This is a genomic window from Photobacterium sp. Alg240-V54, assembly GCF_900537155.1.
Taxonomy (GTDB): Bacteria; Pseudomonadota; Gammaproteobacteria; order Enterobacterales; family Vibrionaceae; genus Photobacterium.
The window spans coordinates 923,808-950,327 of record NZ_UNRL01000001.1; the positions used below are offsets into that span (position 1 = coordinate 923,808).

Annotated in this window: 24 protein-coding genes; 13 read left to right on the forward strand and 11 right to left on the reverse strand. The window is 39.0% G+C overall.

Going from position 1 to position 26,520, the window contains the following annotated elements:
• The first annotated feature begins 99 nt into the window (after positions 1-99).
• Entirely contained in the window at positions 100-2,025 is a 1,926-nt protein-coding gene (locus tag G6R09_RS03960) for an ATP-dependent DNA helicase RecQ (RefSeq protein ID WP_163920627.1), read from the forward strand.
• 126 nt (positions 2,026-2,151) lie between these two features.
• Complete coding sequence (locus G6R09_RS03965) at positions 2,152-2,451, forward strand: DUF406 family protein (protein WP_087853498.1); 300 nt, start codon at positions 2,152-2,154, stop codon at positions 2,449-2,451.
• 96 nt (positions 2,452-2,547) lie between these two features.
• Here the strand turns inward: G6R09_RS03965 and G6R09_RS03970 are convergent, their stop codons facing one another.
• The 6 genes from G6R09_RS03970 to G6R09_RS03995 form a co-directional block, all read right to left on the reverse strand.
• Positions 2,548-2,871 carry a DUF1496 domain-containing protein gene (locus G6R09_RS03970; protein ID WP_163920630.1) on the reverse strand — a complete coding sequence of 108 codons (324 nt, stop codon included), beginning with the start codon at positions 2,869-2,871 and terminating at the stop codon, positions 2,548-2,550.
• Positions 2,872-2,914: 43 nt separating this feature from the next.
• Positions 2,915-3,319: a DUF4332 domain-containing protein gene (locus G6R09_RS03975; protein ID WP_163920633.1), complete on the reverse strand. Its 405-nt coding sequence runs from the start codon at positions 3,317-3,319 to the stop codon at positions 2,915-2,917.
• Between the two features lie 199 nt (positions 3,320-3,518).
• Complete coding sequence (gene phaC / locus G6R09_RS03980) at positions 3,519-5,294, reverse strand: class I poly(R)-hydroxyalkanoic acid synthase (protein WP_065166661.1); 1,776 nt, start codon at positions 5,292-5,294, stop codon at positions 3,519-3,521.
• A 114-nt stretch (positions 5,295-5,408) separates the two neighbouring features.
• Positions 5,409-5,759: a phasin family protein gene (locus G6R09_RS03985; protein ID WP_065166660.1), complete on the reverse strand. Its 351-nt coding sequence runs from the start codon at positions 5,757-5,759 to the stop codon at positions 5,409-5,411.
• Between the two features lie 72 nt (positions 5,760-5,831).
• Positions 5,832-7,037, reverse strand: a complete 1,206-nt coding sequence (locus G6R09_RS03990) for an acetyl-CoA C-acetyltransferase (protein ID WP_065166659.1) — start codon at positions 7,035-7,037, stop codon at positions 5,832-5,834.
• 55 nt (positions 7,038-7,092) lie between these two features.
• On the reverse strand, positions 7,093-7,833 hold the full coding sequence (locus G6R09_RS03995) for an SDR family oxidoreductase (RefSeq protein ID WP_065166658.1): 741 nt from the start codon (positions 7,831-7,833) through the stop codon (positions 7,093-7,095).
• Positions 7,834-8,522: 689 nt separating this feature from the next.
• Between G6R09_RS03995 and G6R09_RS04000 the strand changes: the two genes are divergently transcribed.
• From G6R09_RS04000 to sstT, 7 genes are all read left to right on the forward strand, one after another.
• Positions 8,523-9,479 (forward strand): MoxR family ATPase, encoded by a 957-nt coding sequence (locus tag G6R09_RS04000; protein ID WP_163920636.1) that lies wholly within the window; start codon positions 8,523-8,525, stop codon positions 9,477-9,479.
• Positions 9,476-10,426, forward strand: a complete 951-nt coding sequence (locus tag G6R09_RS04005; RefSeq protein WP_163920639.1) for a DUF58 domain-containing protein — start codon at positions 9,476-9,478, stop codon at positions 10,424-10,426. Before G6R09_RS04000 ends, G6R09_RS04005 begins: the two co-directional genes overlap by 4 nt.
• Complete coding sequence (locus G6R09_RS04010) at positions 10,426-10,947, forward strand: DUF4381 domain-containing protein (protein ID WP_065177019.1); 522 nt, start codon at positions 10,426-10,428, stop codon at positions 10,945-10,947. Before G6R09_RS04005 ends, G6R09_RS04010 begins: the two co-directional genes overlap by 1 nt.
• The gene (locus tag G6R09_RS04015; RefSeq protein WP_163920640.1) at positions 10,940-11,905 is read left to right on the forward strand and encodes a VWA domain-containing protein; all 966 of its coding nucleotides are present in this window, start codon (positions 10,940-10,942) and stop codon (positions 11,903-11,905) included. Before G6R09_RS04010 ends, G6R09_RS04015 begins: the two co-directional genes overlap by 8 nt.
• The gene (locus tag G6R09_RS04020; protein ID WP_163920643.1) at positions 11,898-13,811 is read left to right on the forward strand and encodes a VWA domain-containing protein; all 1,914 of its coding nucleotides are present in this window, start codon (positions 11,898-11,900) and stop codon (positions 13,809-13,811) included. The genes G6R09_RS04015 and G6R09_RS04020 overlap by 8 nt, the downstream gene beginning before the upstream one ends.
• Before the next feature lie 13 nt (positions 13,812-13,824).
• Positions 13,825-15,501: a BatD family protein gene (locus G6R09_RS04025; RefSeq protein WP_163920646.1), complete on the forward strand. Its 1,677-nt coding sequence runs from the start codon at positions 13,825-13,827 to the stop codon at positions 15,499-15,501.
• Between the two features lie 399 nt (positions 15,502-15,900).
• On the forward strand, positions 15,901-17,142 hold the full coding sequence (gene sstT / locus G6R09_RS04030; RefSeq protein ID WP_065166651.1) for a serine/threonine transporter SstT: 1,242 nt from the start codon (positions 15,901-15,903) through the stop codon (positions 17,140-17,142).
• Between the two features lie 81 nt (positions 17,143-17,223).
• On the opposite strand, the gene G6R09_RS04035 is transcribed toward sstT, so the two are convergent.
• Positions 17,224-17,529, reverse strand: a complete 306-nt coding sequence (locus G6R09_RS04035) for a hypothetical protein (protein WP_065177022.1) — start codon at positions 17,527-17,529, stop codon at positions 17,224-17,226.
• A 308-nt stretch (positions 17,530-17,837) separates the two neighbouring features.
• Between G6R09_RS04035 and G6R09_RS04040 the strand changes: the two genes are divergently transcribed.
• Positions 17,838-18,161, forward strand: a complete 324-nt coding sequence (locus G6R09_RS04040; RefSeq protein WP_065166649.1) for a hypothetical protein — start codon at positions 17,838-17,840, stop codon at positions 18,159-18,161.
• A 29-nt stretch (positions 18,162-18,190) separates the two neighbouring features.
• On the forward strand, positions 18,191-19,363 hold the full coding sequence (locus tag G6R09_RS04045; RefSeq protein ID WP_163920649.1) for a cation:proton antiporter: 1,173 nt from the start codon (positions 18,191-18,193) through the stop codon (positions 19,361-19,363).
• A 103-nt stretch (positions 19,364-19,466) separates the two neighbouring features.
• Here the strand turns inward: G6R09_RS04045 and G6R09_RS04050 are convergent, their stop codons facing one another.
• Together G6R09_RS04050 and G6R09_RS04055 are read right to left on the reverse strand one after the other, a co-directional pair.
• The gene (locus G6R09_RS04050) at positions 19,467-20,690 is read right to left on the reverse strand and encodes an HlyD family secretion protein (RefSeq protein WP_163920651.1); all 1,224 of its coding nucleotides are present in this window, start codon (positions 20,688-20,690) and stop codon (positions 19,467-19,469) included.
• A gap of 1 nt (position 20,691) precedes the next feature.
• A complete protein-coding gene (locus G6R09_RS04055; protein WP_065166646.1) occupies positions 20,692-21,030 on the reverse strand; it encodes an MFS transporter in 339 nt (112 codons plus the stop codon).
• A 190-nt stretch (positions 21,031-21,220) separates the two neighbouring features.
• On the opposite strand from G6R09_RS04055, the gene G6R09_RS04060 reads away from it, so the two are divergent.
• A complete protein-coding gene (locus G6R09_RS04060) occupies positions 21,221-22,234 on the forward strand; it encodes an AraC family transcriptional regulator (RefSeq protein ID WP_163920654.1) in 1,014 nt (337 codons plus the stop codon).
• An 82-nt stretch (positions 22,235-22,316) separates the two neighbouring features.
• On the opposite strand, the gene G6R09_RS04065 is transcribed toward G6R09_RS04060, so the two are convergent.
• Entirely contained in the window at positions 22,317-22,691 is a 375-nt protein-coding gene (locus G6R09_RS04065) for a hypothetical protein (RefSeq protein ID WP_235859621.1), read from the reverse strand.
• 397 nt (positions 22,692-23,088) lie between these two features.
• Between G6R09_RS04065 and G6R09_RS04070 the strand changes: the two genes are divergently transcribed.
• A complete protein-coding gene (locus G6R09_RS04070; protein ID WP_065166644.1) occupies positions 23,089-24,132 on the forward strand; it encodes a GMP reductase in 1,044 nt (347 codons plus the stop codon).
• A gap of 419 nt (positions 24,133-24,551) precedes the next feature.
• Here the strand turns inward: G6R09_RS04070 and G6R09_RS04075 are convergent, their stop codons facing one another.
• Positions 24,552-25,604, reverse strand: a complete 1,053-nt coding sequence (locus G6R09_RS04075) for a hypothetical protein (protein ID WP_163920657.1) — start codon at positions 25,602-25,604, stop codon at positions 24,552-24,554.
• Positions 25,605-26,520 lie beyond the last annotated feature (916 nt).

The window sequence follows — 26,520 nt, forward strand, 5'->3', positions numbered from 1 at the left end:
ACCGCACCAAAAACCAACTAACTTTGATCATGGTTTTTATCTTTCCGCAGATCAATACGGTATGATAGCAACCAATCAATGATTAGCGGGTATGAATACATGTATCATCAAACACTTAAAAAATATTTTGGCTTTGATTCTTTACGACTCGGGCAAGAAGAAGTGATCACTCGTGTTCTTAATGGTCATTCTGCTGCAGCGATATTTCCCACAGGGTCAGGAAAATCATTATGCTATCAATTACCCGCAATTGAATTACCACATCTCTCCTTGGTTATTTCGCCACTATTAGCATTAATGAAAGATCAATTAGATTTTTTAGCCGCCAAAGGTATTCCTGCGGCTTCTATTGATTCGAGCCAAACGTGGCAACAAACTCAGCAAGTCATGCACCAAATTCGTCAAGGTGAAATCAAAGTATTAATGATTTCAGTCGAACGCCTGAAAAATGAACGGTTTCGCCATTTTATTAGCCAAATCCAAATATCATTACTGGTAGTAGATGAGGCACACTGTATTTCAGAATGGGGGCATAACTTCCGTCCCGATTACCTAAAATTGCCTCATTACCAACAAGCTTTAAACATTCCTCAGGTATTACTGCTTACTGCAACTGCCACCCCTGCTGTTATTCAAGATATGCAGGATAAATTTGCTATCGATAAGAATAATATTATCGTGACAGGTTTTTATCGCAATAACCTCGATTTAACGGTATTAGCGGCCGATGAAGATGAGAAGATAGACACCCTCAAACATCAACTGTCACAACGTAGTAATGAGCCCGCAATTGTTTATGTCACCTTACAGCACACTGCTGAACAAGTGGCAGAATTACTAACTCGCAGCCATATACCAGCGCAAGCCTATCACGCAGGTATGGATTCAGAGCGTCGCCACAGCATTCAACAACAATTTATGCATGGTGAGATTAACTGTATTGTGGCAACAATCGCTTTTGGAATGGGAATCGATAAATCAAATATACGCCAAGTTATTCATTTTGACTTACCTAAATCTATCGAAAATTATAGCCAAGAAATAGGTCGTGCTGGACGCGATGGCGAAGTATCACATTGTACAGTGATCGCCAATAAATCGGGGCTAAATGTCTTAGAAAACTTTGTTTTTGGTGATACGCCAGATCGTAATGCTATCGCTTATGTTTTACGCGAAATACAAGCACAAGATCAGCAATGGGAAATAATGAGTGGCCGTTTATCAAAAGATAGTAATATCCGTTTATTGCCACTAAAGACACTTTTAGTCTACCTTGAAATACGACAAATCATTGAGCCAATGTTCACTTATTTTGCCGATTATCGCTATAAAATGAATGTATCCCAATATGAAATCATTCAACGCTTTCAAGGTGAACGTCGTCAATTTATTGAAACAATTTTCGCATGTTCACCTAAAGCACGAGTTTGGCATACTTTAGATATGGATGCGCTATGGCAAGGTTATCAAGTCGATAGAAAGCGAGTTGTTGCGGCGATTGATTATTTACATGAGCAAGGTTGGATCACCCTTGAAAGTAAGCAAATGACCGATGTTTACCGTATTAATCAACATCATTTTGATATTGAAGCTGAAACTACTGCGCTCTACCAATTGTTTCAACAAAAAGAACACAGTGAAATTCACCGAATTGAAAATATGATCGCCTTTTTTGAAAGTAAAAGCTGTTTAAGCCATAAATTAGCAGGCTATTTTGCCGATCATCATGCACCCGAGCAATGTGGGCATTGTTCAGTCTGTCGCGGAAAAACAGTCACTTTACCCGTTTTACCGACCCTACCAGAGATCAGTGATCAACAAATCACACTCTGGAGTGATAGCTTTATTGAACGCAATGACAGTTCACCATCAATGGCAGCTATCACCCGTTTTTTACATGGCATGAGTACGCCATTAAATAGCAAAATCAAAGCCAAGCAATTAGAAGGATTTGGTGTATTAGAAGCCTATCCTTTTCAACAAACTTTCGCCCATATTTGCCGCTTATATAACGTAAATTGTTGAATAAATAACCACTAACAATGTTGATGCAGCACTTAAATAGCTAAAAACTGACTTTTCAGATTAATCAATGGCGATCTGGCTCACATCGTTTTAAAATACGACGACTAACTAATAGGAAGTAAAGTTATGACTACAGAAAAACAAGAATATCAACCATGTGATGCTTGTGGTGTTTCAGCTGAAATGGGCTTTATGATCAACGAAAATGATGATATCGCTGACGTACAAATTTTTGCTAACGGCAAAACAGCATTAGAATCAGAGCTTGCAAACTACCTAGCGTTAGCAAAAGAAGTGAATGCTAACTTTAAAGTAGAAACAACACCAGTTGATGAAACAAGTACAGAATTAACAGCACGTATTCAGTTTGAATGTAGTGCTGAAAAGTTAATTTTTGAACTTAAAAGCCGCTCTCTAGCGAAATAATTCATCAACAAGGCATAAGTAGCCTTGCTGATAATAAATGAAGCCAGTAGCCAGTTTTATTCGATTATTATTGAATAAAATCTGACGCTGGCTTTATTATTTATTGATAGTAATACTGTTTGATAGATCGACGTTGTCAGGCATGTGTGTACGTTCGATCCATTTTAAAGCACCATTTAGTTCAATAGAGGATGCAGGACGACACTCTAAGACAATATTAGCCGTCGTAATCACCGCACCTTCAGAGTATGATTTTCCCGCATATAAACAATGACGCTGCTGTAAATCACCCACCTTTAACGCTACAACAGGCGCAATACTGCCAACATCTTTAGTACTATATTGTGCAGCATGACTGTCAGTACCACTAGCCATAACGCCAATAGTGGCCAGCCAGCCTAACTTTAAAAAGCGCATCATTGATCCCTAATAACAACCATTCGTCTCTATCATTTAAACGTTATTAATATTCAATTGCACGTGGTAAAAGTTTAGCTTGTGCTACCCAATCTTCCACCGCTGACAATGATGGTAATTGACGCACTAATGATTTCGCTTCATTCACTTCAACTATTTTGGTGTGTAAATTCTCAGCATTACGTTGCGCAAGTTCTGGAACAGTATCAACTCCTGCCGACTCTAATAAGTCAGCATATTGCGTGCTAACCCCTTTAATTCGTGCTAAGTCAGCGCGATTAATCCACTTCAATATTAGCTTGCTACTGATTGCCGTTTTTTCAGCTAACATTTTTCGACCGCTTGGTTTTGCGCCTTGCTCTAATAGCTGTGCAACAGTACTAACACCCATTGCTTCTAGCTTTTCAGCGTAAGTTTCACCAATCCCTTCAACACTAACGAGCTTTGTCATTGCTTTCTCCTACTATTTTTAGCTATACCTATTTGAAAAATATAGCCAATAAAAACTAGAATACCGCATGATTTACACACAAAACGCTAAATTAAATATAACGTGCCAAAAACAACTATAAAATCATCACAATAATAATGTTAAAAAGTACAAGCAAAAAAAAACCCAGAATAATCTGGGTTTAAAATAATAAATATAATCAAGAAATTGGTAAGACTTGCTTCACATAATCGCCCGGTGCAACATACAAAGGAGCATACGTTTCGCTACCCATCACACGTGGTGGTACTTGTTCTGCAGGGCTAAATCCAGTTAACCATACATTCCAATGCGTCCACCAAGAACCATCTTGACGTTTAGCACCAGCTAACCAAGCTTCAGCACTTTCTTCTTTGCTGTCGTTAACCCAGAAACCATATTTATTCTTCTGAGGGTGGTTCACAATACCTGCAATATGGCCAGACTCACCTAAAACAAATGTTGATTTTCCACCTAATTGATTAGCTCCGCGGTAAGTACCTTGCCATAAAGCAATGTGATCTTCTTGAGTCGAAATAAAGTACGTTGGTACTTTAATTTTACTCAAATCAACGTAAACACCACCAACTTTGTAGCCTTTATTAGCAACCAATTTATTCTCTAAATAGAATTGACGTAACAAAGTATTGTGACATTTAGCCGCAACATTAGTGCTATCACCATTCCAGTAGAGTAAATCAAAATCAATTGGACTATTACCTTTCAGATAATTATTCACGTAATAGTTCCAGTACAAACTATTTTCGCGTAATAAACTGAAAGTAACGCTCAATGAACGCCCATCCATATAACCATTTTCAATATTTTGTGCTTCAATCGCTGTAATAATTGGATCATTGATATAAGCACCAATTTCACCAGGCTGAGAGAAGTCTAATAATGTGGTAAAGAATGTCGCTGATTTAATACGATTACGCATACGCTTGGCAGCATAATACGCAAGTGTCGTTGCTAATAATGTACCACCAATACAGTAGCCAACTGTGTTGATTTGTTTTTGTTCGGTAATATCTTCAACAGCATCAATCGCTTTCACAACACCGTCTAAAACATAATGCTCAAAATCAACATCTTTCAATGATGCATCAGGATTACGCCACGACATCATAAATACAGTATGGCCTTGTTCAACTAGCCAACGTACCATTGAATTATGCTCACGCAAATCCAAAATATAGTATTTATTAATAAATGGCGGCACAATCAAGAGAGGTGTTTTATTAACAGCTTCAGTGAGAGGTTTATACTGAATTAATTCAAATAATTCATTTTTAAAAACCACTTCACCTTCAGTATTGGCGATATTGACACCGAGCTCAAATGCACCACTATTCGTCATGCGAATTTTGAGTACATCAGCACTACTTTGTATATCTTCTTGTAACAGTTCCATCCCTTTAATTAAATTTTCACCGTTAGTTTCAACAGTTAATTTAGCTAATTCAGGATTGGTTGTAACAAAATTAGTTGGAGACATCGCATTGATCGCTTGACGTGAAAAAAAGCCTAAACGCTCTTTTGCTTTATCATCAAGTCCATCAATTGATTCAATTGTTTCACGCATTGTGTTACTGAATAATAAATATGACTGCTTAATATAATTATAAAAAGCTTCATTTTCCCATGCAGGATCACTAAAACGCTTGTCATCTTTTGCAGGCTTAATAAAGGCACTTTCTGCTGTCGTATTACCGATTGCAACATTCTGCCAAATTTTTACTTGATTATCCCACCAGTCCATTTGGACTTTAGCCAAAGCGCCAGGCTGAGCAGCCGCTTTTTCTAAAAATTCAGTGGCATCTTCCAAGTTAATATCATTAAGCGCTTTTGTTACTGGGGTATTCATGGCTGCCTTGCCGGAGTCTAACTCCTTCCACCATAACTGGTTCATATCTTGGAGCTTGGCAAAGTAGTCCGAAAAAAAGTGATTGTTCATAACAAAAACCCTGTACTTGGACTAAGTAATCAGCCATATAATCATCTTATATGGCTGATTTGTATAAGTATCAGATAATCACGCGCCTATTATAGTCGCGCGATTGACCATCACTTAAATAGCTGGTGTTGCTTGCTTAACGTTGTCAGCAACAAACTCTTCAACTTCAGTTTTGAAGCTTTGTGCTACAGAAGAAAATTTATTGCTATCATCTAAAAGCTGCTGAGAAAGCTTAGTTAGTGTTTCAAGCTGCTGGCTATTAAATGCAGTTAGAGATTGAATATCTTTCACTTCACTTACTGCTTTAAGTTGGTTTAAGCCAAGATCGCTGTAAGCACGAACCGCAGACAATTGAAGTTCAGTTAATTGCTCAACATTTTTAGCAAATACTTTGTTGAATTTTGCGTATGGTGCTAGTGTTTTCTCTGTTTGCTCAGAAAAAGATTTAAACATTTCCGTATACATAGAACATTCCTCATTGATAGTAATTAAGTATGATAAATATCCATATCACACTGATTGTATTAGTTTATTTACTTAAACACGTTTTAAAATAACTGCAGTACCCATACCGCCACCAACACATAATGTTGCCATGCCGTATTTATCATCACGACGACACATTTCATGCAGCAAGCTAACAAGGATACGGCTACCAGATGCACCAAGAGGGTGACCTAGTGCAATTGCACCACCATTTACGTTCGCACGCTCAACTAAATCTTCCACCTTCGTGCCAGTTTCTTTAGCAACTTCGTGGAAGACACCTAATGCTTGACCAGCAAATGCTTCATTAAATTCTAGAAGGTCGATATCTTCAATTGAAAGATTTGCTTTTTCTAATGCTTTAAGTACTGCAGGAACAGGACCTAAACCCATAATCTCAGGGGCAACACCCGCTTGCGCGTAGCTTTCAACTTCAGCTAATGGTGTTAGGTTGTATTTAGCAACAGCTGCTTCAGAAGCGACAATAATTGCACTTGCACCGTCATTGATACCAGAAGCATTACCCGCTGTAACCGAACCATCACGATTAAACGCAGGACGTAACTTAGCCAAATCTTCAATCGTAGCATTTGCTTTCGGGTATTCGTCAGTATCAACAATCACAGTTTCGCGACGACTAACAACTTCAACAGGGCAAATTTCAGCAACAAAGCGCCCTTGTTCAATCGCAGCAACGGCTTTTTGCTGACTTGCAAGCGCAAAATTATCTTGCTGTTCACGCGTTAAACCCACTTTTTCTACCACATTTTCAGCTGTTACACCCATGTGATAGTTATTGAAAACATCCGTTAAGCCATCAGCAATTAAAAGATCTGTTAGCTCAAGGTTACCCATTTTCTGACCATCACGAATTTTTGATGATGCACAAAATGGAATCTGTGACATATTCTCAGCACCAGCAGCAACCACAATATCTGCATCACCAGCTTTAATATGCGCAGCAGCATCCATTAATGCTTTCATGCCACTACCACAGACCATATTCAATGAATAAGCTGGAACTTCATTGGGTAATCCAGCATAGATAGCTGCTTGACGGCCTGGGCCCATACCTTGGCCTGCGCCAACTACGTTACCTAAAATAACTTCATCAATAGCATCAGCAGGCACGTTAATTTGTGCTAATGCACCTTTAATTGCAACCGCGCCGAGTTGTGCTGCAGACACTGATTTTAACGCACCATTAAAACTACCAATTGGAGTACGTTTTGCAGCAACAATGTAAACCTTAGCCATATTTTGCATCCTTTCTATAATATGATTTATTTTGTCTTTGTTATAAACAGCACTATTAGTGCATGTATAAACCACCATTTACTGATAATGTTTCACCAGTAATATAGGCCGCAGCATCACTTGCTAAAAAGACAACCGCTGCCGCAACTTCTTGTGGTTGCGCTAAGCGTTTCATTGGAATTTCTGCTTTAATTGATTCAAGTACTTCAGGTTTAATTGCTTCAACCATTGCTGTACCTGTGTAACCTGGGGCAATCGCATTTACCGTTACACCAGCACGAGCACCTTCAGCGGCTAATGCTTTAGTAAAACCAATCATGCCTGCTTTTGCTGCTGAGTAATTCGTTTGACCAAATTGACCTTTGAGACCATTAACAGAGGTAATGTTAATAATGCGCGCATTACCATGTTGGCACATTGAATCAAACAAAGGTTGGGTAACATTGAACAAGCTATTGAGGTTCGTGTTAATTACATCATTCCACTGCTCGGCCGTCATACGTTTGAAAGTCGTGTCTTTAGTGATACCTGCGTTATTAACCAAAACATCAATATGACCTTCTTGCTCTAATAGAGCGGTCAGTGATTCTTTACAAAATGCAGTATCAACAACATCTAATGGCAACAATTTTACTGATTCATCTGAGTAATTATTTTCTTTCATCCACTCTTTAGCAGATTGCTCACTCTTTGGGTGATGAGTAGCGATAACACGAAAGCCTGCATCCACTAAAGCCTGAGTAATTGAAGAACCGATACCACCTTTAGCGCCTGTCACTAATGCTACTTTTTTCATTTCTAAGGCTCCTTCCTTTGATCTTGCCGTACTTATTAAAATAAATGTTTACCTTTATATTTGTTCACACTGGCGTTACATTCCAAGAGCTGCTGTTTTACAGTCACTTCAATATAATACGTGATTATTACAAACACATTGCATATGGCAAACATAACAACACAGATGCATATTTATGGCAAGCAAAGGTATTAACATTTTTAAAACCATTATTCATCGGTATTAACAATTCAATCATTAACACCTAAAGGAATCTATTTCATTAACATAAATAATTATTATAAAATCAATAACAAAAAACAATAATTCATTTAATATCATACAATTACAAAAAACCTTCAAATATAACTGCAATTTGATGTTAAAGGAATGTTAATCGAAATGTGTGATAGCCATTTTTAAAGTAGATCAGTGGTCGGATGACCTTGAGAATAGATAACGATTGCTATATCGATATTTTTTTTGAAAATGTTACAAAAATGGTACTAAATTATAAATTTACTGGCAGTGATTGAATCTCATAATATTGCCCAAATAATATGAATAATGAGGATCTCGCCGTCATAAACATCGATTCAACGCTGATTTTTTAAAAATTCTAACTATAAAGTGTGAACTTAATCAAATTTCAGCAGTCCGAAAAAAATTGTTTCATCGTAAGTATTTTGAATTTCAAAGGAAGTATCGGTATGTTAGCTAGCACATTTCAACGTCTAAATGATTATCTTCAAAGTCAGGTTATCGGTCAGCCTAATTTAGTAAAACAACTCCTAATAGCATTACTTGCTGATGGTCATATTCTTGTTGAAGGTCCTCCAGGATTAGCAAAAACACGTGCTGTAAAAGTGCTTGCTGATTGTATTGAAGGGGATTTTCATCGGATTCAATTTACGCCCGATCTCTTACCTTCAGATTTAACGGGTACGGATATTTTCCGTCCAGAAACAGCAGAATTTACTTTTCAACCTGGACCTATCTTTAATTCATTAGTACTTGCTGATGAAATTAACCGAGCGCCAGCAAAAGTGCAGGCGGCGATGTTAGAAGCAATGGCTGAAAAACAAATCACAGCTGGCCGTAAAACCTATCCATTACCGGAATTATTTCTCGTGATGGCAACTCAAAACCCAATTGAGCAAGAAGGGACTTACCCATTACCTGAAGCACAATTAGATCGCTTTTTATTACAGCTCAATGTCGATTACCCCAATGCAGAGAGCGAGCTTGAGATTCTCCGTCTTAATCGTGGTGAAGCATTAGGTATTGCAGCTGCTGAACAAATTCATATTAGTCAAAATGATATTTTTGCTGCTCGCAAAGAAATACTTAATATTCATATGGCTGATGATGTTGAGCATTACATTATTCGCTTAGTGATGGCGACCCGTGAACCATATCGTTTTGGTGAGCAATTACAATCATGGTTACAAATGGGTGTGAGTCCACGTGCAACCTTAGCACTTGATCGCTGTGCACGTGCGCATGCTTGGTTAAGCGGTCGAGATTTTGTAACGCCTGAAGATGTTCAAGTAATGGCATATCCAGTATTGCGCCACCGTTTATTATTAAGTTATGAAGCACAAGCTGAAGGGATAGCAGCAGATCGTGTTATTGATACGCTTATTTCTCAGGTTGCTAGCTTATGAAATCAGCACACATCAACGTAGCGCTGCCACCCCATAGCGATGGCGTCAATGTGTGTCTTGCAGAGCTACTGCAATATAAAAATCAAGCTGTAAGGTGGTTAGCACCTGCAAAAAGTATTTGGTCGCAGCTTAATGGACACCATCAAAGTCGCCACAAAGGGCGAGGAATGAATTTCTCAGAAGTTCGCCCTTACCAAGCGGGAGATGATATTCGTTCTATTGATTGGCGAGTGACGGCACGTACCGGTAAAACACATACCAAGCTGTTTACAGAAGAACGTGAACAACCAATTATGCTATTTATCGATATTAGCGCTAGTATGCAATTTGGCTCGCAGTTAATGCTAAAATCAGTCCAAGCGGCACATTTTTCCAGTTTACTGAGTTGGTTAGCTATTGATGAACAAGATCGTATAGGCGCTGTTATCTATAACGGTATAAACACCATGGAATGTAAACCGACAGCACGCCAGCGAGGACCATTACATATTATAAACGCGTTAATTTCAGCCCAGCAGGATGCATTAAAAGCGCTTGAGCATAGTAATAATGACGGCTTCTCAACGGCATTAAAACGTTTACATTATCTTTGTCCTAAAGGCAGTGAAATTATTGTTATCAGTGATTTTTATCCTTTAAAAGCAACAGATAAACGTCGTTTAAGCCAACTTCGTCAACATAATCGAATCCAGTTTGTCCAAATTTATGATCCACTTGAACAAGGGCAAACACAATTTCGAGGCTATGAACATGTTACCGATAATCAGCAATCGGCATGGCTGGACTTTTCAGCTAAAAAAACGCGTGATTCATTAAGCGCACAATATCAACACCACCAGAATTTTATTACTGAAATGGCAACTTCACTTGCTATACCATTGCATACGCTGTCAGCGGCGCAACCGTTATTGCAGCAGCTTGGCGCTCACACTCAAGGGATCAGGTAATGACGCAACCCACTACACCCACATTACCATTGGCTGATATTCACCTTCACTCCGCCCCTAGCTATTGGCCACTGCCATGGGGATGGTGGATGGTGGTTATCGTGATCCTTCTCGCCATTATCGCGACAGGGTATCAATATCGACGCCGCCGTCAGCGCTCAGCAGCAAAACAAGAAGCAATAAATATTCTAAAAACCTTACAACCACAAGCAGGTTTAACAGCTATCAACACCTTATTAAAACAAGCTGCACTGAGCTATTTTCCACGTTCAACTGTTGCTCCATTAACAGGCATACAATGGTTAGCATTTCTTGACCAATGTTTACCTGCTAAATTTCAAGGATTTGTTGATAAACAGCCGCTATGGCAACAAGGAATATTCTCCCCTACACCATTAACTGCTGAACAATTTAACGACTGTCGACAGCAAGCATTATTGTGGCTACAACATGCGCTGCCAGCTAAAGCCAACAATCATAATGGCAATAGCGTGATCACCAAGGAGTCATCCCATGTTTGAGTTTGTATGGCTATGGGGCTGGGCTTTATTACCCTTAGCGTGGTTAGTGTATCGATTTAGTAAACCTGTCGCGCAACCTGCAGCAATTAATCTGCCACAGTTGCCACAAGGGGTCGGTCAGCAACAACCGAGTTCGATTATTCGTAAAGTGCTAATGACATTGATCTGGGTAAGTTTAGTTTGTGCGGTTGCACGTCCAGTGTGGTATGGCGATCCAATTGAAATCAAACCTGAACACCGCGATATGTTATTGGCAGTTGATCTATCAGGATCGATGGCGATCCCCGATATGGTGACTAAAGATGGTCAAAGTATCGATCGTCTGACAGCGGTAAAACATGTGTTATCTGATTTTATTGCTAAACGTAAAGGTGACCGTCTAGGACTGGTCGTTTTTGCAGATCATGGTTACTTACAAACACCGTTAACCTTTGATCGTAAAACCGTTGAACAGCAACTTAATCGCACCGTATTAGGCTTAATTGGTCAAAGTACTGCGATTGGTGAAGGGCTCGGTGTTGCTACCAAAACCTTTATTGATAGCAAAGCACCACAACGCGTGATTATTTTACTCAGTGATGGCGGCAATACATCTGGCGTTATTGGGCCTATTGAAGCTGCAAAACTGGCAAAAGAAAGCGGTGTTAAGATTTATACCGTCGGTATTGGCGCAGATAAAATGGTCCAAAAAGGTTTCTTTGGCGATCGAGTGGTAAATCCTTCCTCTGATCTGGATGAAAAGACTTTAAGTAAGATTGCATCAATGACTGGCGGAGAATATTTCCGCGCTCGAAACCCACAGCAACTTGCAAAAATTTATGATGTTATTAATAAGCTTCAACCTGTGAATAATGCCCAACAAACTTGGCGACCACGTGATGAGCTATTTCGTTACCCATTAGCATTTGCATTGCTGTTATCTGTTGTTATCGCTTTCATGAGGAAACGTCATGGCTGATTTTACCTTTATGCACCCGCAATGGTTTGCAGCGTTAATTCCCTTGATCATTGTTCTGCCGTGGTTAAAAGGCAAAGCACAACATTCCGGTTTAATTGCGCCTCACCTTGCTCAAAAATTAGGGCTGGCTCAACAGCAACCTAAACGATGGCCGCTCGCTTTATTAGCTCTCGGTTGGTTGATTGCCGTTATTGCAATGGCTGGACCGAGCTGGCAAAAAGTCAAACTCCCCGCCTATAACCTTAGTGGTGCACGGGTACTGGTGATGAATATGTCACAGTCAATGTATGCTACTGACATTAAGCCCAATCGCTTAACTCAAGAAAGGTTTAAGGCATTAGATATGTTACCAGGCTGGAAAGAAGGCAGTACAGGATTAGTCGCTTTCGCAGGTGATGGCTATGAAGTAAGCCCGTTAACCACTGATAGCAGTACCCTACGTAATTTGATTCCAAGCTTATCACCCGATGTGATGCCTATCGCCGGTAATAATGCAGCTAAGGGGATCGCAGAAGCAATACGGTTACTCAAGCAGGCAGGTCACAATAGCGGTGATATTATATTGATGACTGACGGTATGACCAAAGCTGTTGCTCAACAAGCATTGGCAGAGTTGAAAGGTACTCATTACCGCGTTTCTATTCTTGCCATGGGAACCGTTGAAGGTGCGCCGATCATGCTTCCCAATGGCAGCATGCTGTCTGAAAATGGCACTCCAGTAATGAGTAAAATTGACATCAATACCCTAATGTCGATTACCGATAGTACTGGCGGCATCTTACAAATGGCTCAAACAACTGATAATGATGTTAATGCAATCGTGAACTTTACCGCTAAACCATTAGCGAGTGGTAAAAAAGGTCATGAGAAAGAGTTACAAGAACGCTTAAATGGTGGCTTTTGGTTAATTCTGCCCTTGTTATTATTAGCGCTACTTGGGTTTCGCCGTGGCATCGTTTTAGCCGCGATGTTTGTTTTATTGCCGATTGATCATGCTCAAGCAAGCCCATGGGTCAATACCAATCGTCAAGCTTATGAAACCTTCACTGACGGTAACTTTAAAAAAGCAGCGCAAGATTTTACCGCGCCACAATGGAAAGGTATTGCGGAATATAAAGCCCAGCAATATGACCAAGCAATAGCGACATTAAAACCGCTCAAAGATCTAACATCACAATACAACTTAGGCAATGCCTATGCACAAAAAGGTGATTATAAACAAGCAGCTGCAACTTATGAGAAAGTGTTAAAGCAACAACCTGATTTTGCTGATGCAAAAAAGAACTTAGCCATTGTTGAACAAGCTGAAAAGCAGAAACAACAGCAGCAAAAGAAAGATAAATCAGGCAAACAAGGTCAACAAGGTAACAAAGACCAGCAGCAACAAGGTCAGCAAGGCAACAAAGACCAACAGCAACAAGGTCAGCAAGGTAACAAAGACCARCAGCAACAAGGTCAGCAAGGTAACAAAGACCAACAGCAACAAGGTCAGCAAGGTAACAAAGACCAGCAGCAACAAGGTCAGCAAGGTAACAAAGACCAACAGCAACAAGGTCAGCAAGGTAACAAAGACCAACAGCAACAACAGGTAAATAAGCAACAATCAATGAGTCAAGCGGAGAAAAAACAGCAAGCGAAGGATAATGTACAACAGGCATTGAGCCAGAAAGCGCAACAGCAAAAACAAGATCAGCAAGACGGTGACAAAGACGGTAACCAACCGTCAGCCGTAACGATGCAGCAAGGCAAGCCTAATGGTGAGCAGCAGCAAGTGCTTTCAGTTAGTAACCCTATATTGAAAAAACTTGAGCAAGTTCCAGACGATACAGCAGAGTTAATTCGCGCTCAATTAATGTTGCAAGCACAGCAAAGAGCTGAACAGCAACAAAGTAATAAATCATGGTAATAGAGAAATGAGAATGTCAGTAAATCAAACAAATTGGGCTAAAAAGTGCCTCTCGCCATGGTTATTACTTCTAACCATGGCGATGGCATTATTACCACTACAAGCAATGGCTGCCCAAGCAGAAGCGACGGTGTCTAAAAATGTTGTCGCTGTAAATCAAGTGTTTCAGTTATCAGTATCCGTTGATACTGCTATCAACCCTGATAGCGTCGATTTTAGTGTATTGAGCCCTGATTTTGCCTATGGTCAACCAAGTGTCAGTAGCTCGACATCAGTAATTAACGGCACTATGTCACGTAGCACTACTTGGACAATCGCTATTGCGGCTAAAAAAGTCGGCACTGCGACGATACCTGCTTTTAAGATTGGTAGTTCGCAAACAACACCAATTACCATTACGGTCCTCAAAGGCAGCCAAAAAAATAATGCAGCCAATACCGATCAATCTAATGTTCGTATGACGGCTGAAATTGATAAAAATACGCTCTATGTCGGCGAAAGTATTAATTATCGAGTGAAGATTTTCATTGGTGAGCAACTGTCTCAGGCTTCATTAAGCGCACCTTCTGGTGATGGATTAGCGGTTTCACAAGTAGGACAAGATGCGCAAAATAATATCGTCCAAAATGGTCGTCGATATTTAGTGATCACCCGTAACTATCAACTTACGGCGCAAAAAGCAGGTAACATCGTTATTCATGGTTCAACATTCAGTGGCAGTGCTGTTCGTGGAGCCAACGGTTTTAGCTCTGGCATTACAGTACCCGTTAATAAAAATGCGAGAGATATTAACTTAACGATCAAACCTAAACCTGCAGATTACAAAGGGCTATGGCTACCTACGCCTGATTTACAATTACAACAAACATGGCAACCTCAGGTTTCTAACCAAAACGAGATTACCACAAAGGTAGGTGAGCCAATAACACGTACTATTACCTTGCGCATTAAAGATGTTGCTCAAAGTAATATGCCAAATATCAACCTTACCTATCCTGATACCGTACGTATTTACAATGAAAAACCTGAATACCGTACTGAAAATGGCTACAGTGTGATGATATTAAAACAAGTCATTATTCCTCGCCAAGCAGGTAATGTAGCCCTACCACCACTTGCAATTAATTGGTGGAATACCACGACAGCTAAACAGCAGCAAAGTGAAATCAAAGGCTTAACACTAAATGTAACAGCTGATCCAACTGCAAATAGTCACTTTGCACCAGCAGCTACGGCTACGCCACCAACTACGACAGCTACCCAGCCAATAAAAACGTTAGTCTCTGCAGGTATATGGCCATGGACAACACTGGTGTTTGCTATTTTATGGCTCATCACGTTAGTGTTATTGGTTAAAAAGCGTCAGCAACCCGTGGTTACAGCTACAATTGCTACCACACAAAATCCAGATATTGCTACAGCACTTGAAACGGCAATTAATGATAACGATCCAATTAAAGTACAAACTTATTATCAGCAATGGCGCCACCAGCAACACTCACTGCTTACGAGTCAACCACAGTTGTTACAGCAGCTTGATGATGAAGTAAAAGCGATGATGGCGACTCATTATTCACCACTTGATAGTCAGTGGAATAATAAAACATTGTTAACATTATTAGCGCAAGCCAAACAATTAAAGACGATAAAACATACGTCAAAAACATTGACTAGCCTAGATCCTCAATAACACTACCACAGCTGATGAGGCTATATTAATAGCCTCATCAATCCCGCCATTATTCATCACTCATTCCCGCAAAAAACACCGCAATATTTACCCCACCACCTGTAACCAAATGTAAATAAACATTACATTGGTTACTCTTTATAATAAAAACCGCTTATTCGCTTGCTCACTGTTATCAATTATATTTTTATTCATATTTTTTATTTACGTGACACATCGCAATAAAAATGCTCATTTTGATATTTAAATGTGACCGTAACGTAATAATATTTGTTAAAAAATAGCAATAACTATGCTTATTAAAAGAATACTGGCTATTTGAAACAGATCCTGTTAAAAAATGTTTCTGTTACAAAATATAAAACTCTAAACACAACAATAAAAAATGCAGGATCAACTATGAGTCAATCACAACCATTTCTTGCCAGGGTCGCTAATGGCAGCTTAGTTATACAAATATTAATCGGTATTGTGGCGGGTGTTGCTTTAGCCGTTATTTCTCCCTCTTCAGCACTGAATATTAGTTTTTTAGGTGGGTTATTTGTTGCCGCATTAAAAGCGGTTGCCCCTATATTAGTATTTATTTTGGTGGCATCATCGATTGCCAATCAAAAAAAAGGCACTCATACCAATATGAAGCCAATTATTTTCCTTTATTTATTAGGAACATTATTAGCAGCCTTTACCGCCGTAGCAATGAGCTTTCTTTTTCCTACCACTTTAACGCTCGTTACTAATACAACCTCAATTGCACCACCAGAAGGGATTGCTGAAGTTATTAATTCCCTGTTTTTTAAGATTGTTGATAATCCAATCAATGCCTTAATGACAGGTAACTTTATTGGTATTTTAGCCTGGGCTATTGCACTTGGTTTTTCATTACACCAAGCAAGCGATGCGACAAAGCAAGTTTTCCAAGATATGTCTGATGGCGTAACATTGATCGTACGCTTCATTATTCGTCTTGCACCCATCGGTATTTTCGGTCTTGTTGCTCATACCTTTGCTCAAACAGGCTTCACGGCATTATTAGGTTATGCACATTTATTAGCTGTATTACTTGGTTCAATGGCAATTATCGCATTAGTTGTTAACCCTATTATTGTTTTTGCTAAAATCAAAACTAACCCTTACCCACTGGTTTTCCGTTGTATACGTGAAAGTGGTATTACCGCCTTCTTTACTCGTAGTTCAGCAGCAAACATTCCAGTCAACATGCGCTTATGTAAAGATCTAGATTTACATGAAGATACTTACTCAGTTTCTATTCCTTTAGGTGCGACGATTAATATGGGTGGTGCGGCAATTACCATCACTATATTAACTTTGGCAGCTGTGCATACATTAGGTATTGAAGTTGATCTTGCAACAGCAGTATTACTGAGTGTGGTTGCAGCCGTTTCTGCATGTGGTGCATCAGGCGTTGCCGGTGGCTCATTACTGTTAATTCCATTAGCAGCAAGCTTATTCGGTATTCCAAATGAAGTTGCAATGCAAGTTGTTGCGGTAGGCTTTATTATTGGTGTTATTCAAGACTCAGCAGAAACAGCGCTCAACAGTTCAACGGATGTGGTATTTACTGCCGCAGCATGCCTTGCAGCAGAGCGTAAACAAGCAAAAGTACTCCTACAAAAATCATAAGTACACTGCTAACAATATAACAACACAACATAACAATGCGGCCATCTAATGATGGCCGCATTTTTTATAACACCGTAGTAATTAATTACTATTGGTTGCTTTACGAATAACGTTATTGGAATGATTAATCAGACTGTTTACCGCTTTTCTCTTCTTCCTTTTCACTGCTCGCTCAACACTTTTCTCAACATAAGTGCCATTTTTAACTTCCTTAATGGATCTTTGAGTATTGCTATATTTTTTCTGAGTACCATTAACAGTATTTTCAAGATGAGAAAGCTGTTTATTAACTTGATGCAATTGGTTTAGAGCGCTTTCAGCATGTGCAGCTGTCGAGGTTGTAAGTAATACAATTAACGGGATGAAGCAAAAAGTTCTTTGTCGCATTATTAATCCCTCTCAATATAATATTGATTCTTATTATGCAAATATTACCTACCAAAGCATCGATTTCCGACTAAAATGTAATAATAAAAACCAAAAGGGCTATTATTATTACATTTTCATACTTAATCTGGTCGTTATTCGAATAAATGAAGCAAATATCGAAATTTCAATATTGATGAAAAAATCTAATGACGATGATTGAATTATTTAGTTGGTAACTCTATGTCTACGCCCGATAAAATCGTCTGGTATAGACAAACGTTACCCCTAACGTCCTATCCTCAACATCGTAAAAAGAGGGCTTCGTCATGGCGACTATCACTGCACACCATACTGGTTATACCATCGCAAAATCAGCGGTAACTAAAGCAAGTAAACAGCTTTCCGCCGCGGGTTATTTTACTGATATTTTCTGTATCGATCGTCGATTTAGATTAGTGATCGCTAACGACAAGCAATTGCCTTATGAATACGCTATTCATTTTATTCCCAGTGTCGATGGTGATAACACCCATCTTGAAGTTTTTATCAAAAACGACCAGCAGCGCTATTTTGTCGACGATTTCTCAGAGCCTGAACTCATCGCCGATATTATCAATCACTACCAACATTACAGCCGCAGCGAGTTTTAACGTCACAACAATAAAACAATAGAGGTCATATGCTTGAACACCTAACCAGCATAATCACTGAGCTCTGTAGCATTATTATTGTCACTGCTATTTTTAGCAGTCTGTTCCTTTATACTCGCCAACCTATTATTCTTGCTTACATCTTTACCGGGATTGTTATTGGTCCATATGGGCTACAGCTGGTGACAAATGCCACCAGTATTAGTCAAATGGGCCACCTTGGCGTTATTCTATTACTGTTTATTCTCGGCTTAAATCTTCAACCTCAGCGACTATTACACCTCTTTAAACAAAGTGCAGTCATCACTCTGGTAAGCTGTTTATTATTTTTTATTAGTGGGTTTTTATTTGCGCTGTTAATCAACCTTAGTGTTAATGACGCGTTAATTACTGCGGCTGCGATGATGTTTTCTAGCACAGTGATTGGACTCAAATTAATTCCAACCACAACCCTTCACCATTTACGTATGGGGGAGATAATGACCAGCATTTTACTGATGCAAGACATTATCGCCATTAGCGTATTGCTGCTACTTAATATCGATGCTCACCATAGCCTTGCCCTCAGCTTAAGCGCATTAATCATTAAATTACTCGCTATCATCATCAGTGCTTACTTTGCGGTGAAATACATTATGCTGCCGTTATTAAAGCGGTTTGATGTTATTCAGGAATACAGTTTTATCGCAACATTAGCATGGTGCTTTTTGTGGGCAGTGTTAAGTGACAGTATTGGGCTCTCTTATGAAACAGGAGCATTTATTGCGGGCATCACTCTTGCTGTCAGCCCAGTATCACAAGCAATTGCGGTACATCTCAAACCATTGCGCGAGTTTTTTTTGATCTTATTTTTCTTTGCAATCGGTGCCAATATAAATCTATGGGACAGTGATATTTATACGGTTTTGGGGATTATTTTTGGTATCTGTTTAATTCGCATAAAAGCATGGGGATTTAAAATAGCGTTGATACTAGCCCATGAAAACCAGCTCAACAATGTTGAATTACGAGCACGATTAAGCCAAGCCAGTGAGTTTTCATTACTATTAGTGTATGCCGCTGTCACGCAAGGGCTCTTGTCTGATCAAGGCAAAACCTTCATTGAAACCGTCACCATTACCACCTTTGTTATTTCAACTTATTGGATTGTACGTCGCTATCCAACCCCGATATCAATGGTAAATAATTTACGTAAAGATTAATCCCAATGATTGATCTTCTTAAGGTATAAAAAACCTGCCACTGAATAAACAATGGCAGGTAAACCGGAATACAAACTCTATTATTATAATATTTTACATACAGTTACATTGACCAAACATAGAATACTTGTGCTTTCATTCGAATAATAATGCCACGAATAACATCAAGAAAACCCAGAAAACTAATCGGTTTTTCAGCGCTCACCCACGCTAAGCCAACCGAACCTACTGGAATATCATAATCTTCGGTCTCATAAAGTTTTAAACGCACAAAGTGATGTTTATTAGCAATATTCGCCCCTGTTGTTTGGCGTACATTGGTTTCACGGCCAATTAAATTACCTTGTGACTCACCCGTGGCTTCAACAATGCCCTCAACTTCAGCAGCAAACACCTTACCTGGATAAACAGCAGAGGCAAACTCCGCCATCTGTCCAGGTTTAACATTTCGAATAGCTTGATGGTTAACGCGCATCAACACATATTTTTCATCGGTATACATTTGGATCCGTGGCACAGAGCCAACAAACTGCCCTTCGCGCATAATGAAGTTAGTGACAAATCCATCCGCTGGCGCATACACCTTAGTATTATCTAAATCCCATTGTGCTTTAGCGACATTTTCTTGCGCTGTCACCACATCAACATCACGACTATTCACAGTTAATTGTGCTTTTTCTATGCTTAATTGTGCTTTTTTAACGGCAATATGCGCTTTTTCAATTTGCGACTCCAGCATCACTTGTTGAGATTTTGCCACAGCAACCGCGGTACGCTGCTCATCTAACATACTGGCTGTGACCGTATGTTTTACAATATTATTTTGTTTTACATAGCGAGCAAGCATCGCATTTTTTAACTGGTGATCAGCGGTTGCCGCTGCTAATTGCTTGGTTGCGATATCAATATCTTTGACAGCAGCCGTTGCTGAAGCTTGTGCCATTTCAATATCTTGCTTTGCCATTTTGCGTGCAACTTTGGCTGCATTCAGGCTTGCTTGAGCTTTGTTAAGGGCAATTTCATATGGCTCAGGCTCTAACTCATACACTAATTGGCCTTGAGTCACTTTGCTATTTGGTTCGACATAAATCGCTTTCACACGGCCATTAATCGACGTCGATGCTGGTCGTAACTGCACATGGGGTGATTGCACTAACGAACCACCAGATAAATCCATTGGCGCATAAGTAATTAATCCAAACCACACAAACACCAACCAACTGCCACCGCCAATATACGCAAAAGATTGGGTAAATTTATTCCAAGGCATACCGACTAAACGCAGTAAATAAATAAACAAAGCCCATACAGCTAAACCTTCTAACATGCTATTTCTCCTCAGTATTAGTCGATTCAACAACAGACGCTGGAATACGATCGCCATGCCAAATATCACGCAGACGACGCAATGCTTGCTCACCATCAACAAACGCAATAATCACCGCTAATACCCATACCCAATGCCAGACAAAGCCTATCCACGTTAATGCGGTTATTAAGCCTATTTGATGATGCTCTTTAGTCGACGCTTTATGGATCGGTAACTCATGTATTTTCCAAAACCCAATCGCCACCGCAGCAACAGTGGCAATCAATACTACTCCCGCAAAGACACTTAATACCGTATCAACATTGGTATCAACAAAAGGCATACTCAATAAACTCATCTATATCTCCGGTTCAAAAGCCATCACTCATGCAGTGATGAATACAGCCATTGTGGATACAGATCACACTAACAACACAATTAGAGTCTGATTAAATTAAAAATAGCTATATTTTGATATAATCAATCCAATGCTGGCCGTGTTAGATAATAAATAATCACTCAATATCGTGATCGCGATGAGGATACTAATGATAAATATTGCCTTTATTCGTACCGCTTACCTCAAACCATTAGAACTCGGCTTGCAAAAGCACTATGGCATCCGTCTTACTGAGTTAGGCATTCCCGCCCAACTGCTCAAAGAGCCAACATCGCTCATTCCTTTTAATGATTATTTACATTGGCTAGAACAGATTGAAAAGTTAACCGGCGATCGCGCTTATATGATCAAAATGGCCGCCGATCTTAGCTTTGAAAATATCGGTCCAATCGGTAATTGGTATGTCAGTTGCCCAGATCTCGCATTAGCCTTTCGCCGCATTAACTATGGCATTTCGTGCTTACAAGGTGGAGCGTCATATCATGGAGAGCAATCGGGGAAAATAGTTAAGTGGGTATATAACAACAGCTATGCACATGGTAATGGCGCCAGCTTTGATAGTCTCAAAGTTGCTATTTTATTCACTCAAGTTAGCCGTAATTATATGGGAGATGATTATGTGCCGATAAAAGTAGAGCTATATGGCCCTGAAATCACCGATCCTGCCATTCAACAGTTTTTTGGGTGTCCTATTACATGGCAAGCAGCGGCGACCAAAGTATGGCTTAATCTGTCGATATTAGAGCATGGTAATCAACGTCCATTACCAATAATCAAACCTATTTTAGTGTCAAATTTACAACTTGATGATTTGCTCAATATGCCACAGCCACAAGATATCGCTAAAGTTATGTTTGAAATCATTAACTATTCACGTTACTACGGCTATCCAACCCTTGATTTTGCAGCGGAAAAAGTTGGTTTATCGCGGCAACAATTACAACGCCAATTACATGATTATGGTTGGACATTCACCGGCACGACCAATTATATTTTATGCAATGTCGCCATAAAATATATGCTGTCAGGAATGAGTATTGACACTATTGCAACACTGCTAGGCTATAGCAATGTTCAAAGTTTTAATAAAGCCTTTAAACGTAATCGAGGCTTAACCCCAACCCAATACCAGCATCAGCTATTAGAACGTAGTCTCAATTGAGTGCTATATAACTTAAAAAATATAAAAAAACGCTAAATAATATCGATTATTTAGCGTTTTTTTATGTCCATATAGTCACATTTTATGCCATTGCGTGAACTAATTTAGTTGATGTCGATTGTTGAGGTTGAGGTTTTATTTCTACATCACCAAAACGTTCTTTGATCGTCGACAGCAATACAATCGGCCCCATCATGGTCACTTTAAGTGGCGTACCACTTAAACCAAATTGAAGATCTGATGGATCTGATGTTGAGTAATTATAACGACAATCAAACTTATCACTCGCCATATGAAGCAAATCATAGTCTTTACGGTGACATGAAATATGTGCACACCAATACATAGCATCAATAATTTCATCTTGACGCATCGCACGGATCACAAACCGCCAGCTTCCTTCTTCACCATAAAAATCAACAGGAAACTGATTATTTTTCTTTCTTCTTCTCAACAACAAGTCAAACCTTCCACAGCCCAGTTAATGCTTTAAGTTATCCCAAAATTCAATCATAGACCTTAAAAAAAGAGATACCAATAACAATTTGAATTATTTCAAACTCATCAATTACATAAATTATGCAGGTCTTATGAAAAATTTAACATTAAAATATGATAAAAAATAAGGGATTAATAATAAAAAAGTGAGGATTATGAATAAATCTATTCTCATTGAGATATATTTATTTACATTTTAGGGGTTGTGTTTGAAAAATCTCTGCCTATAATGCTGAAAACCGGAGCGTCTGCCAACGCTCCGGTTTTTTTGCGCCCGCTCAACAGCAAAAAAAGTTACCTGCCAGTAACGATTTTTACCAGGGCTGCATTCTATTAATTTGTAAGGAATACAAATCATGCGTATCGAACAAGATCTAAAGTTAGGCTTTAAAGATGTTTTATTTCGTCCAAAACGCTCAACATTGAAAAGTCGCTCTCAAGTTGATTTAACCCGTGATTTTACATTCAAACATAGTGGCCGTCAATGGTCAGGCGTGCCAATTATTGCTGCTAATATGGATTCTGTTGGTAGTTTCGATATGGCTATCGCATTATCACAGCATAAAGTAATGACTGCTATTCATAAGCATTACACTGTTGAGCAATGGGCTGAGTTCATTAGCGCTAACGATGCGTCAGTATTAAACAACGTAATGGTATCAACCGGTACGTCTGAAGCTGACTTCCAAAAAACTAAAGACATCATGGCGCTAACTAACGACATTATCTTTATCTGTATTGATATTGCCAATGGTTACTCTGAGCACCTTGTTGAGTACGTTGAGCGTGTTCGCGCACAATTCCCTGATAAAGTCATCAGTGCAGGTAACGTCGTTACTGGTGATATGGTTGAAGAGCTGATTCTTGCTGGTGCTGATATTGTTAAAGTCGGTATTGGCCCAGGTTCTGTATGTACTACTCGTGTTAAAACTGGCGTAGGTTACCCTCAGCTTTCAGCTATCATTGAATGTGCTGATGCTGCGCACGGTCTTGGTGGTCGTATTATCGGTGACGGTGGCTGTTCATGTGCAGGTGATGTTGCAAAAGCTTTTGGCGGCGGCGCTGATTTTGTAATGCTTGGCGGCATGCTTGCAGGTCACACTGAAAGCAACGGTGAAGTTATCGAACAAGACGGTAAGCAGTTCATGAAGTTCTACGGCATGTCGAGCCAGAGCGCAATGGACAAGCACTCTGGTGGGGTTGCAACATACCGCGCCGCTGAAGGTAAAACAGTATTATTGCCTTTCCGTGGTTCAGTTGAACACACAATTCAAGACATCATGGGCGGTGTACGTTCTACTTGTACTTACGTTGGTGCTGCGCAGCTTAAAGAACTAACAAAGCGCGCGACATTTATCCGTGTGCAAGAGCAAGAAAACAACGTTTACGGTAAAGAATAAGCTTACTCATCAATAGGCAATTGTTGATACAACCATAAGTTGGTTGTATCAACACAATTTATTTCTTATTGATCTCTAAAGCAATATTAAGCCAGAGAAAGATACTGTTCTTACTCTGGCTTTTTTTATTCTTTTTTAAACAACAACTGTTATTGATTATAGTGAAAGATCGCAAGGTCGATAGAGCAATCAAGTTAGCAAGTTTTGGGCACACAATTTTGAGCACATTTGAGCTAGCTCACTTTTGGACATAAATGTGTTTCGGAAAATTAAACATTAGCAAAGCATGAATAAATAAAACTATGGCAAACAGCCTAACCTGCCATGAGAAAGTTACTGGTTGGCTAATGCGACATGCATCTTGCTGCCAACAAGGTACTTCAAAGGAGTGCTGTCCTGTATTTTACTCATTATCAGCATTACTCTTTGAGTATTTCCACCTCAAGTGGAATACTAAATTTAAGTTTGCTTTTATCTAACTCAAGGTTGTCTCTCCAGACTTTGGAGATAATCAGATAAATTACATGCCCTGTACAAGTTCTAAAGTCATTTGAAAATTGATGCACAACAGGTAATTTTCCCTTTGCTTCACAACTAACGTTGATAAAGCTTTTTTTGATATCTACAGTCACATCAACTTTCTCACCAAACTGCATTTTGTATGCTGATAAAAAGTTATCTATTATTTTTTTGTCGTCGAAGATGTGACTTCCTTCTAAGCTGTTTATTGGGTATTTTTTATCATTTTTCAAAATTGATTTGTTTGCTTTGTGAATCACCTGTGACATTTGTTTAAGACAGAACAATGGCTCTGCATAGCATTTGAGTGTTTTATCTCTCTTATTGTTATGAATGTTAGCTAAAAATTTACTGTGCCCTATTAAATCGCGACTTCTGCGAACTTCTACAAGAGCGCTTACAATTTCCGTATCAAGGTAGATAAAGTAAGGCTCTAGAGTTTCAATCCCCTTAAAAAGTTCATTAATGTCATTTAATATGGAAATATTTAGATATTGGTATTCTTCGTAGTTGCTTTGGCTTTGGCTTTGGACAAGTATTGCCCCTGCTTGAATACCTCCAACCAACTCGATAAACTCATCCTTGCTTAAGTTATATATATTATCCGTCTCAGCATACCTGCTTACATTACCTATGATTGAAGACATTTCGCGAGTTAATGTGTAAACGGTTTGGGTTAAGTAAGGCCGTATATTTTCTCTCTTTTGTTTTTCAGGAAGGTATACCACGATAAAGTAAAATATATAACTAACGACAATGCTTGTAGTTATTGTGAATAAAATCGATTCCCCGGGAACGTCAAATGCAAATATTTCTGCAAGTAGAGTATTTTGGATTATTAATGGTTCTACTGAGAACGCAAACATTCCCCAAACTGATATTGCTAATGTAAGCCAAAACGCTAGTTTTATGGCTACTTTTTGACACTTATTTTTGTTGCAACTTCCATTCATGATGTAATCATTAAGCCTACTGCAATATGCTGATTCTCACACGTTACATTATCTAAGCTAAAGTAACCTATACATAACGCTTTATAAGCGGATTTCTTCTGTAATTATATGTAACCAATCATAACGCTAATCATAGTCACGCTCAATCGAATGCCCGCATCTGCCTAGCGTCTAGGATGCGAACTTAAGAAGTTGCGAAAGTTCCCATATGATTCCTGCCGATACTGAGCAATACGATTTTCAACCAATTCATGTCTCAGATGAACATGGTCTTATCCTCTTTTATCGGATTAGATTTGGTAGGGAAAAACGCACGCCCCTAAAAATGGTAGAGTATTTAGTCTAAGCAACTTTGGGGCAAAAATTAGTTATAAAAGACATAGGACACCCATAATCAGCCTTTAAATATTTAAAGGCTGATTATGGGGGCGATAGAGAACCTACTGATCAAACAGACGGACACTGAAAATGTGACGCTGTCACATATTCTTTGACAGGATTTAAGCCAACATACACCATGCATAATAACTATAGTCTTAAAAGCGATAAAAAAGTGTGATTTACAGTTAGATCAATTTGTATCTTGAGATTGTCATTGGTTTCACCATAAGCAACTTAAAGCTTAAGTGTCGTCGCTCAAAATTGATGTTCAAGGATATGGCTGTCCTATGTTATTTACTCGTTAACGTTAATATAAAACATGTTGCTTATGTGTCATTAAAAGTGATATAAAATCAGAGAAAGATACAGTTCTTACTTTGGTTTTTTGTATTCTTTTGTAACCTAGTTCACATTAAATTTACAATTGCAAATTCATGACTATAATTACACTATAAATTAATCACTTACCATTATTCTTTAGTGTATTAAAACGTAAATTTAGTATCATTTTTAGGTTGTTTTAATGTTTTTTACA